Annotated in this window: 1 protein-coding gene (running past one end of the window); it reads left to right on the top strand. The window is 45.9% G+C overall.

The window, feature by feature from the left end; all coding sequences use genetic code 11:
- Positions 1–12,847, top strand: the 3' portion of a protein-coding gene (locus tag DIC78_RS00715; RefSeq protein WP_127695176.1) for a type I polyketide synthase. 893 nt of this gene lie to the left of the window's left edge; the window shows 12,847 of its 13,740 coding nt (coding positions 894–13,740); its start codon lies beyond the left edge, outside the window; it ends in the stop codon at positions 12,845–12,847.

Here is a 12,847-nt window from a genome sequence, read left to right as displayed (position 1 = left end):
GAGTAAAGATACAGCCGAACTTTCACAGGCTGCAGAAGGAATCAAAGAGGTGTCATCGTCAGCCGAGAGTACGGGGACATACGAGGCAGCTGAACAATTCGTCAGCCAATTAATCGCAGACAAAATTAATAAGGCGGTTGAACAGATTGAAAAGCAGGTTGGCTATTATCAAATGGGACTGAATTCATCCGGTTTGCTTGAAGTGGTAGAAACCATCAGTGACAAAATTGGTGAGAGCCTTTCACCGACTCTCCTGTTTGAGCATACCACGATTGCGGAGCTGTCAGCGTTTCTTGCCCAGGAGTACGGTGAGCATTTTACCTCCTCTCATTCTATTGATCAAAACGAACGAAAGCGTGCCGCTATTCGCACAATTGATCGCGGTACTGCTGAAAGCCGGAAGAGACGTATACATGAGGATTCTGCCCGAACTGCATCTCTGAAGGCAGCAGAAGGAGACATTGCGATTATCGGCATGGCGGGCCGGTACCCGAAGGCAAACAATATTCATGACTTTTGGAACAATCTGAAAGAGGGAATGGATTGCATTAGTGAGATTCCCGAGTCGCGCTGGGATTGGAGGCGCTTTGAAGGAATCACCTCCCCTTCAGGAAAAAGCATTTCTAAGTGGGGCGGATTTATTGATGATCCTGATTGCTTTGATCCTCAATTTTTCAGAATTACGCCGAGAGAAGCGGAGACAATGGATCCTCAGGAGCGGCTGTTTTTAGAAACATGCTGGGAAACGATTGAGGATGCTGGCTACACGCCGAAGACGTTGGCCAAACCTAGAGGACGGAACAAAAGACAGCATGTAGGCGTTTTTGCCGGCGTCATGCACAAGGATTATACATTAGTCGGTGCTGAAGCAGCATCGAAGGAAAATGTGTTCCCTCTCTCTCTCAACTATGCGCAAATTGCCAACAGAGTGTCCTATTTTTGCAATTTCCACGGTCCGAGTATGGCGGTTGATACGGTATGTTCCTCATCTTTAACTGCCGTACATCTGGCGTTGGAAAGCCTTCGTCACGGAGAGTGCGAGGTCGCATTAGCCGGCGGTGTTAACCTTTCTCTGCACCCGAATAAGTATATGACGTACGGTGTTTGGGATATGTTTTCCACTGACGGGCACTGCCGCACGTTTGGCAAGGATGGGGACGGCTATGTGCCGGCAGAAGGAATTGGTGCGGTCTTATTAAAGCCTTTACGTCAGGCCGAGAAAGATGGAGATCGTATTTATGCAGTAATTAAAGGAAGTGCAGTCAACCATGTAGGAACTGTAAGCGGGATTTCTGTGCCAAGTCCTGTTTCACAAGCTGATCTGATTGAGACATGCTTGGAGAAAACAGGGATTGACCCGCGGACTGTCAGTTATGTGGAAGCGCACGGAACCGGTACATCTTTAGGAGATCCGATCGAATTACAGGGTCTGGTAAAAGCGTTCCGCCAATATACAGAGGACTGTCAGTTCTGTTCAATCGGTTCTGTCAAGTCAAATATCGGGCATGCGGAATCCGCCGCAGGTATCAGCGGTTTAAGCAAAGTCGCCCTTCAGCTTCACCATCAAACCCTCGTGCCTTCTTTGCATTCAGAAGAGCTGAACCCGTACGTAGACTTTGAAAAGTCGCCATTTTATGTGCAGCATAAAACCGAAACTTGGAAGCAGCCTGTTATCAATGAGAATGGTGAGGGAATCATCTATCCGCGCCGGGCAAGCATCAGTTCGTTCGGTGCAACGGGGTCTAATGCCCATATGATTTTAGAAGAATACATTCCTGAAGCAGCGGAGCAGACCGTGTCTGTACGTGACACCACACCGGTGATTATTCCGCTTTCTGCCCGGAATCAAGAACGTCTTCATGTGTATGCGGAACGTCTTCTCGATTTTCTTCATGAGGGTATTGAAATCAGAGATGTAGCTTATACATTGCAGATTGGCCGTGAACCGATGGAAGAGCGGGTTGCTTTTTTAGCAGGCGGGATTCAAGAATTGAGAGGTCAATTAGAAGCATATCTAAAAGGACAGGAAACCATTGAGCATTGCTGGAAGGGCCGAATGACAAAAGAAACCGGTGATATATCACTTTCCGGAGAAACAGTACATAAATGGCTGGAACAAGAAAATCTAAACCTGATCGCTGAAAAATGGGCCGGCGGATCTGCGGTTGATTGGAAGCTCTTATACGGGGGAAACAAACCTAAGCGGATCAGCTTGCCGACATACCCTTTCGCAAAAGTGCGGTATTGGGTACCGGAGAAAGAGACAGAGATTGACTTGCCAAAACAGAATTTGACCCTAGGCCATGCCATTCATCCTCTCCTGCACGAAAATGTGTCTGACATGTCGGGCGTGCGTTTTCGTTCAGAGTTCACAGGGCGTGAATTTTTCTTAAAGGATCATGTCATTAAAGGTCAGCACATTTTACCCGGTGCAGCCTTGTTAGAAATGGTTCGGGCAGCTGCAGAAAAGGCGGCTGCGAACCAGATGCATGCAGATATTCGTCTTCAGGATATCGTTTGGATTCGCCCTGTTGCTGTCACAGATCTGCAATCAGTCATATACGTTCACCTTTATCCGGAAGACAATGGTGATATTTTGTTCGAAATCTGCAGGGAGAGTGACAGCGCGGGGGAGGAACCGGTGATATACGGCCAAGGAAGCGTTGTGCTTTGCCAGACTGAAGAAGCTCCTAAACTGAATATTGAAAAGGTGAAAGCAAGCTGCAGTAGACGCATTCTGCCGCCTGGTGTATGCTATGACGCTTATGCGGAAATGGGAATTGAGTACGGTGACGGCCACAGAGCGATTGATACTATATATGTCGGGGCAAACGAAGCTCTAGCTAAATTGACGATGCCGTCTGTCGTTTCACATACCCAAGATCATTATGTTTTGCATCCGAGCATGATAGATGCGGCATTTCAAGCTTCTATCGGTCTGAGGCTTGGAACAGAGGATGCCAGTTTGACAGAAAGCCAAGCAATGCTGCCTTTCGCATTGCAGGATATCCAAATTTTCAAAGATTGTGAGACTTCGATGTGGGCCCGCGTGAAATACAGCAAGGACAGTACCGCCGCGGATCGTATTCAGAAGCTTGACATCGATTTGTGTAATGAAGTGGGCCAGGTATGCGTGCGAATGAAAGGCTATTCTGCCAGAACTCTAGAAAACGAGACAGATTTAGCAACTGGCACACTTTTATTCGAGCATATATGGGAAGAAGCAACTGTTTCAGAGAAAAATGAGTTAATGGAATATCAGAGGCATAAAGTTATTGTTTGTGATATGGCAGAAAGGCAAATCGAAAGAATCCGGAACAAGTTTGACTGTACGGTATTAGAAATAAGCGGGCAGGCAGTTCATGAACGGTTTAAAGCGTATGCTTTACAGTTATTCGAAGACATTCAACAGCTGCTAAACTCAAAACCTGGCGGGAATGTGCTCGTTCAAGTCGCTGTTCCTGCATTGGACGAACCGCAGCTGCTAAACGGCTTAGCGGGACTTCTCAAAACGGCCCAGCTGGAAAACCCAGCATTCAATGGCCAGCTGATTGAATTTGATTCAGGGATATCTGCAAGCGATCTGGCCGAAACATTAGCAGAATGCAGGCAATATCCTCATGATAACCATATCCGATATTGGCAAGGAAAACGGTATGTAAGCAAATGGAAAGAGACAGCAGCTGATCAACCGGGCACCGACATGCCATGGAAGGATAAAGGGGTTTATCTGATTACAGGCGGTGCAGGGGGGCTTGGTTTCCTATTTGCAAATGAAATTGCAAACAAAACGCGTGAGGCTGTCATGATTCTCACAGGCAGGTCTCCTGTCAATGAAAGAAAGCAGTCAGAGCTTCAGAAGTTACAGAAAATGGGCGCGCGTGTTGTTTATAGACAAACAGATATGACTGAAAAAGAAGCTGTTATGGCTTTAACGAAAGAGATTCAAGAGGACTATGGCGGCTTAAATGGCATCATTCATAGCGCTGGCATTATAAAAGATAATTTCATTATTAGAAAAAAGAAAGATGAGATTCAAGATGTGCTCGCTCCAAAGGTCACCGGCCTGATTCATCTTGACGAAGCAACGAAAGATATCCCGCTCGACTTTTTTATCCTTTTTTCTTCAAATGCCGGGACAGTGGGAAGTGCAGGACAGGCAGATTACGCAATGGCAAATGCTTTTATGAATACATTCAGCGAGTACCGGAATGTCCAAGCAGCACAGCACAAGCGCTACGGGAAAACCCTTTCCATGAGCTGGCCGCTGTGGAAAGACGGAGGCATGCATGTTGATGCTGAAACCGAAAGGATGCTGACGAGAGATACAGGTATGGTCGCCATGGAAGCAGATGACGGAATTCAGGCATTATACCATGGATGGGCCTCAGGAAAATCGCAGCTGATGGTGGCTGCAGGCGTTGTGAGCAAAATCCATTCATTTTTGGATCAAACAGGAAATGGGCAATCTCCAAATGGAAAATACAAAAGTGAAATTCAGCATACTGAAAATGCGAGTTCCGTGATGGGAGCCGATGAAGAGATGCTGAGAGAAAAAGCAGAGGATTATTTCAAGAGTGTGCTTTCCTCAGTTACAAAGCTGCCTGTCAGCCAGATTGACGCCGAAGCTCCAATGGAGGATTACGGAATCGATTCAATTATGATCATGCATGTTACCGGACAATTAGAAAAAGTATTCGGTTCATTGTCTAAAACCTTGTTCTTTGAATACCTCAATATTCGGTCATTATCACAGTATTTTACTGAATCACATAGAGAAAAGCTGTTACACATCTTGGGGATTGAATCAGAAACATCTTCTTCAATAGAAGAAAATAGAAAGACAGATTCTGAGACCGAAGAGAAAAAAGAAAGTCCGGTTCGCCGCAGAAAGTCCGGATTCGTCCCCAAGCAAAGAAATGTGCAAAAGCAGTCTGCTGAAAAAGAAACGGAAGAGATTGCGATTATCGGAATCTCCGGACGCTATCCGCAAGCAGACAACATCCATGAACTGTGGAAAAACTTGAGGGACGGCCACGACTGTATTACCGAGATTCCTGAAGACCGCTGGGACCACAGTCTCTATTACGATAAAGATAAGGACAAACCAGGAAAAACGTACAGCAAGTGGGGAGGCTTTATTAAGGATGTAGATAAGTTTGATCCGCAATTTTTCCATATCTCTCCTCGTGAAGCGAAATTAATGGATCCGCAGGAGCGTTTATTTTTGCAATGTGTTTACGAAACGATGGAGGATGCCGGATATACAAGAGAGCACCTCGGCCGTAAACAGGATGCTGAGCTTGGCGGAAACGTAGGCGTTTACGTCGGTGTCATGTACGAAGAATATCAGCTGTACGGAGCGCAAGAACAAGCGCGGGGCCGGTCTCTGGCTTTACCGGGGAATCCATCCTCTGTAGCAAACCGGGTATCCTATTATTTCGATTTCCATGGACCGAGTATGGCTCTGGATACGATGTGCTCTTCTTCATTGACCGCTATACATTTGGCTTGCCAAAGCTTGCATCGCGGTGAATGTGAGGCAGCTTTCGCAGGGGGAGTCAATGTTTCAATCCACCCCAATAAATATTTGATGCTTGGACAGAACAAATTTATGTCAAGCAAAGGCAGGTGTGAAAGCTTTGGACAGGGAGGAGACGGCTATGTGCCGGGAGAAGGCGTTGGAGCTGTACTCCTTAAGCCATTGTCCAAAGCGATTGAAGATGGCGATCACATTTATGGAGTCATTAAGGGCACAGCCATTAACCACGGAGGAAAAACAAACGGATACTCAGTTCCTAACCCGAAAGCCCAGGCAGATGTCATTAAAAAGGCGGTTACAGAGGCGCAAATTGACCCGCGGGCTATCAGTTATATCGAAGCGCATGGCACAGGCACTTCACTCGGAGATCCTATTGAAATAACAGGGCTGGCTAAAGTGTTCTCAGAACATACGAAAGACAAACAATTTTGTGCCATAGGCTCAGCCAAATCAAATATCGGGCACTGTGAGAGTGCAGCGGGCATTGCGGGATTAACAAAGGTATTGCTTCAAATGAAATACAGACAGCTGGCGCCTTCCCTTCATTCAAAAGTGCTGAATCCGAATATTGACTTCTTTAATTCTCCATTCAAAGTCCAGCAAGAGCTTGAAGAATGGAAGAAGCCGATCATTGAAGTAAATGGAAAAGAAATTGAATATCCGCGAATCGCAGGCCTCTCATCATTTGGCGCCGGAGGGGGTAACGCCCATATTCTAATAGAAGAATATGCTTCGAAATCTGAGCCAGAGCATTCTTCAGCGGGACAGGCGGCTGTTATTGTGCTCTCAGCAAAAAATGAAGAGAGACTTCAAAAACGGGCGGAACGATTGCTGGATGCTCTCCGTGAGGGGCGTTATTCTGAAGCCGATCTGCCTCGTATCGCATATACGCTTCAGGTCGGACGAGAAGCAATGAATGAGCGTTTGGCGTTTGTGGCTGAAAATATGCAGGAGCTTAATGAAAAGCTGAATGATTTTATCTCTGGAAAAGAACACATTGAACACTTATATCGGGGACAAGTGAAGCGAAATAAAGAAACCATGGCAGTTTTTGCGGCTGATGAAGATATGGCGAAGACAATTGAAGCATGGGTTCGCAAAGGAAAATTTGCAAAGTTTTTAGACCTCTGGGTCAAAGGGTTAAATATCGATTGGAACATGCTTTATCAAAATGGTAAGCCGCGCCGTATCAGCTTGCCTGCCTATCCTTTTGCAAGAGACCGTTATTGGATAGAAGAAACTGTGGTGAAGACAGTTGAAAAAAGACCAGTGAAGCCGGCTGTTACATCACAGCCAGTCATCCAAGAGCCATTTATTCCGGAAAAAGTCAGCGGTAAGCCTGCCAATATTTCGTTGCAGCCTTTGATGGCAAGCAGTCAGGAAACACAGCAAAGTACATCTGTTCCGCTGCAGCCGGTTAGAAAGCAGCAAACCATAACTGCTGAAGTCTTATGTGATGAACTGACAGCAAGCTTAGCAGACGTGTTATATATGGATCAAAATGAAATCGACCCGGACGAGGCATTCATTGATATCGGCATGGACTCCATTACCGGTCTTGAATGGATAAAATCAATCAATAAGAAATTTGGTACATCGCTTCTTGTGACCAAGGTTTATGATTATCCGACAATCCGTGATTTTGCCGCTTTCTTAAAAGATGAATTAAGCACACAAGCTGATGGAGAAAATGCAGAAAACCATCCGCAAAAATCAGAGGAGACGTATACACCGATACAACGGGAATCCATCTTATCTAAACCGGATAATATTTCGTTGCCGCCTTTAGGCCATCATGAGCCGGAGCAGCAGAAACCAGTTGAAGACATTCAATATGCAGCGTCGGAAATTTCTGCTTCCAGTCAATATGCTGGAACAATTGAAACACTGAATGATGAATTAAAGGAAAGCATTGCTGAAGTGTTATGCATGGATTCCCAAGAGGTCGATATTGATGACACCTTTATCGATATCGGAATGGACTCCATTACAGGACTAGAATGGATAAAAGCAATCAATAAGCAATATGGCACATCATTTTCAGTTACCAAAGTTTATGATTATCCAACAATTCGTCAGTTTGCAAATATGTTAAAAGCCGAGCTTGTCAATCATAGTAATAGAAGTAAAGAAAGAGCGGATGAGCTTTTCCAAGAGAATAAACAGCCTGAAGCAACAGCTAAAGCTAAAGCGAAACCCGCGGAGCGTTCGATTCAGCCCGTTCGGCTGCCAGCGATGAAAGCGCCTGAACAGAAACCAGACCGATCTCATCAAGGTTACCGAGACGATGCGGTAGCCATAGTCGGGATGGCAGGCAGATACCCCGGTGCCAAGGATGTAAGAGAATATTGGGATCATCTGGTCAATGCAAGAAATGCGATTCGTGACATTCCGAAATCACGGTGGGATGTAGACAAATACTATGACCCGGCACTGAATCAAAAGGGGAAAGTCTATTGCAAATCACTGGGGATGCTGGATGATATTGAACATTTTGATCCGCTGTTTTTTAATATTCCGCCGTCAGAAGCTGAACTGATAGACCCGCAGCATCGAATCTTTTTGCAGGAAGGCTATAAAGCATTCGAGGATGCCGGATATAATGCGCAAACGTTAAGCAATAAAAAGTGCGGTGTTTATCTTGGCATTATGAGCAATGAATACGGAGTGATGCTGAATCGGAATCAGGCAAGAGCAAGCGCCACCGGAAACAGCTTTGCGATAGCGGCAGCGCGTATTCCGTATTATCTCAATTTAAAAGGGCCGGCGATTCCGATCGATACGGCATGCTCATCCTCACTAGTCGGTACACATTTAGCGCGTCAAGCATTAGTAAACAAAGAAATTGATATGGCGCTGGTGGGAGGAGTCACCTTATACCTGACACCGGAATCTTACATCAGTATGTGTGAAGCCGGCATGCTGTCTCCTGATGGACAATGCAAAGCATTTGATAATGGCGCAAATGGTTTTGTTCCCGGAGAAGGGGCAGGAGCGCTCGTTTTGAAACGGCTGAAAGATGCAGAAGCGGATCGTGATCACATCTATGGCGTTATTATCGGTTCGGGCATTAATCAGGACGGGAAAACAAACGGAATTACGGCACCGAGCGTGAAAAGCCAAATGGATCTGGAACGGGATATATATGAGACATATGGCATACATCCTGAAAGCATTAGCTATGTTGAAATGCACGGCACCGGAACAAAACAAGGAGATCCAATAGAATTAGAGGCGCTGTCCACCGTCTTTAAAGAGAAAACAGACAAAAAGCAATTTTGTGCGATCGGTTCTGTGAAAAGCAACATTGGCCATACATCAGCGGCAGCGGGTGTTGCCGGTGTTCAAAAAGTGCTGATGTGCATGAAACATAAAACGCTGGTGCCTACACTGAACTTCTCTGAACCTAATGAGCATTTTCAATTTGAAGAATCGCCTTTGTATGTAAACACTGAGCTTAAGCATTGGGAAACGGCTGATAGAAAACCGCGGCGGGCCTGTGTGAGTTCTTTTGGATATAGCGGAACGAACGCCCACCTCGTGATTGAAGAATATCAGTCTGATAGAAACAATGATCCATTGCCAGATCGCCATCATTCAAAGCTATTTGTGCTCTCAGCGAAAAAGAGGCAGCAATTGAAGGCTTATGCCCAATTGATGAGAGACTTCGCAGATTCTAATAAAGATATCAATCTGGATGATATGGCATATACCCTTCAGACTGGCCGGGAACCAATGGACTACCGAATGGCATTTTTGGCTGATTCGAGAGAAATGCTTATCAAAACGTTAGAAGACTATATTGCAGATATTCCGAATACGGAAATCTATGACGCGCATGTCAAAACGAAGAAAAGTGAAATGAAAGTGTTTGAAACAGATAATGACGCCAAAATCCTGCTGGAAACGTGGATTGAGAAAAAAAGGCTGGAGAAGCTAGCAGAATTATGGGTAAAAGGATTGCGAATAAACTGGAACAAGCTTTATGGCGATCACGTGCCTCGCCGAATCAGTCTGCCTGCTTATCCGTTTGCAGAAGAATACTATTGGCTCCCAATTGAAGATGCTGCAGAAAAAGACAGCCGTTCGGCATTGCCATCTGCTGTACGGCCTACGAAACAGAGCTTGTTACAAAAACAGTGGCAGGATTGCCCGATTACATCATCAGAACGTATGAGCCAAACGGTTGCCATATTGGCAAACGCAGAAACAAGGTCATTGGCTGAAGAGCTTTCCCTGTATTTCTCGAGCTATCGCATCATTGACAGACAAGAGCTTGAGCATCTGTCAGACGCCGACTGGGAAAATGTCGGCGGAGCAGTGGATTTGATCGGATGCGGAATGAGCCATGAGCAATCGATAAACTGGATCAGTTGGCTGCAAAAACTGATTGAGCTTGGCCGTAAACACAAGCAAGAATTGACTGTCTTGTGTGTGACGAAGGGGCTCGAGTCTTTTGAAAATAAAGATGTTAATCTGTCCGGTGCATCCCGGGCTGGTCTATACCGAATGCTCCAAAGTGAATACAGTCACCTTACATCAAGACATATGGACACAGACCATGTAACAGCCGAAAAGGAGCTGGCCAGACAGATTGCAGATGAATTTTATGCTGACAGTACAGACACCGAAGTCTGTTATCGAGACGGACGGCGTTATCGCGCATATTTGGACGAGCGAACAGCAGATGCTTTTAATCAAAAAGAATTATCGTTTCCGTCAGATCAGGTGCTATTGATTACAGGGGGGACAAGAGGGCTTGGAATGGTGTGTGCGCGTCATTTTGTGCAAACATACGGGGTGAAACGATTGGTTCTCACCGGCCGTGAAGTCATGCCCCCGCGTGAACAGTGGGAGTTTCTTAAAGCGAAAAACACGCCGCTTGCTCAGAAATTGAAAGCCATCCAAGAGTTGGAAGCAATGGGCGCTCAAGTACAAGTACAGTCTCTTCAGCTATCCGATCCGCTTGCTGTCAAACAAAGCATCGAGACGATTCAGCATACGATGGGAGCGATTGGCGGAGTGATTCATTGTGCCGGGGCTCTGAATAAACATAATCCGGCATTTATAAGAAAATCAGCAGAAGAAATTCAAGCCGTGCTGGAGCCGAAAGTCGGAGGGCTTCAAACCTTATTTGACCTGCTCAAAGATGAGCCGCTGCAATTCTTTGTTTTATTTTCATCTGTATCAGCGACCGTCCCTGTGCTTGCGGCCGGACAAGCTGATTATGCAATGGCGAATGCATTTATGGATTATTTTGCAGAATCACATAAAGATAAATATCCGATCGTCAGCATTCAGTGGCCAAATTGGAAGGAGACCGGCTTAGGCGAGGTTCGAAGCAAAGCTTTAGAACAGACCGGACTGTTAGGCTTGAATAACGAGGAGGGATTGCAGCTTCTGGATCAGATTCTTTCTGAAAAACAGCAAGCTGTTGTCCTGCCCGCGATTCACCATACAGATGTATGGCAGCCGGGTAAGCTCATGCAGCACTCACTGACGGATAAGGCTTTCCAACGTGCTGAGACAAGAGAACAAGACAGCGCTCAGAGCTTGTTCCATGGAACAGTAGAATGGCTTGTGACTATTTTTTCTGACGAGCTGAAGATAGGCGCCGAAGACCTTGAAACTGATGAGCCTTTTCAAGAATACGGAGTAGATTCGATTATTTTGGCGCAGCTATTACAGCAGATTAATCAAAAGTTAAAAGGAGATATCGATCCATCTATTTTATTTGAATACCCCACAATAGAATCTTTTGCAAAGTGGCTGATTTCTGAATATAAATCTGCCTTACCAGATGCTGTACATCCAGCTGACTCAAAAGAACATGTGCCTGATGCGGCATCATTGCCGTCCGATCAGGCTTCCGCGGCGAAACAGCAAATGCAAAAGGCAAGCGATATAAAACCGGCAGTTCATGCAGAAGACATCGCGATCGTTGGCCTGACATGCCGATTTCCCGGAGCGGAAACGCTGGAGGCATACTGGGATTTAATACGTGACGGTCGATCAGAGATCAAACCTGTGCCGCATGAACGCTTTGGCAATTCAAGCTCGTATTATGCCGGGGTAATCGAGGACCTGAACCGATTTGATCCTGATTTCTTCCTGATGTCCGATGATGATGTCAGAGCAATGGACCCGCAGGCTTTGGCAGTATTGGAAGAAAGTCTGAAGCTGATGTATCACGCCGGGTACACCGAAAAGGAAATGAAAGGCATGCGGGCTGGTGTCTATATAGGAGGTCGCAGTCAGCACAAGCCTGATCAATCCAGTCTTTCAAAAGCGAGAAATCCGATTGTAGCTGGAGGACAAAACTATTTAGCCGCTAATATTTCACAATTTTTTGATTTGCGAGGACCGAGTATTGTTCTGGATACAGCTTGTTCCTCTGCATTGGTCGGCATGAATATGGCCATTCAGGCTTTACGAAGCGGAGATATCGAGGCAGCGGTTGTCGGCGGTGTCAGCTTGCTTGATACAGATGCACATCGAATGTTTCAGGAGCGCGGACTTTTAAGTGACAAGCCGTCTTTCCATGTATTTGACAAGCGAGCAGAAGGCGTCGTTTTAGGAGAAGGCGTGGGAATGGTTTTAGTCAAAACGGTCAGCCAAGCACTTGAAGACGGAGATTCCATTTATGCTGTCATTAAAGCCGCAGCTGTAAACAATGACGGAAGAACCGCAGGTCCGTCCGCACCGAATCTTGAGGCGCAAAAGGACGTGATGCTGTCGGCGCTTGAGAAAAGCGGCAAAAAGCCTGAAGAAATCAGTTATCTCGAAGCAAATGGATCTGGTTCAATTGTGACAGACTTGCTTGAGCTTAAGGCGATTCAAGCGATTTACCGCTCTCGCTGCAATGCTCCATTAGGATTGGGGTCGGTTAAGCCTAACATCGGCCACCCTTTATGCGCAGAAGGGATAGCAAGCCTGATTAAGGTCGCTTTGATGCTGAAACATAGACAATTGGTTCCGTTCCTGTCAGGTGATGAGAAAATGACGCATTTTAATATTGAGGAAACGGATTTGTATTTTTGTAAAACACAAGCCGAGTGGAAAGAGAAAACGCCGGCTGCAGCGATTAATTGTTTTGCCGATGGAGGAACGAATGCCCACTTGATTTTAGAAGCCTGGGATGACTCGGCTGATCGTCCAATCAGAAGAAAGCCTTTGCCGCTGCCGGCACTGCATCGGCGGCCCGTTTTAACAGAGAATCGAGCCCTATCAGCTCAAACTGAGCGGGGACAAGGGTTTTCAGACAAGAGTGCTCCTAAAGAAATGTTTTGGAAAACTTTCAAATAA

The sequence above is a fragment of the Bacillus halotolerans genome (assembly GCF_004006435.1).
Lineage (GTDB): Bacteria > Bacillota > Bacilli > Bacillales > Bacillaceae > Bacillus > Bacillus halotolerans.
Note: the sequence above shows the minus strand (reverse complement) of the source record. Positions and strands in the feature narration are given on the sequence as shown.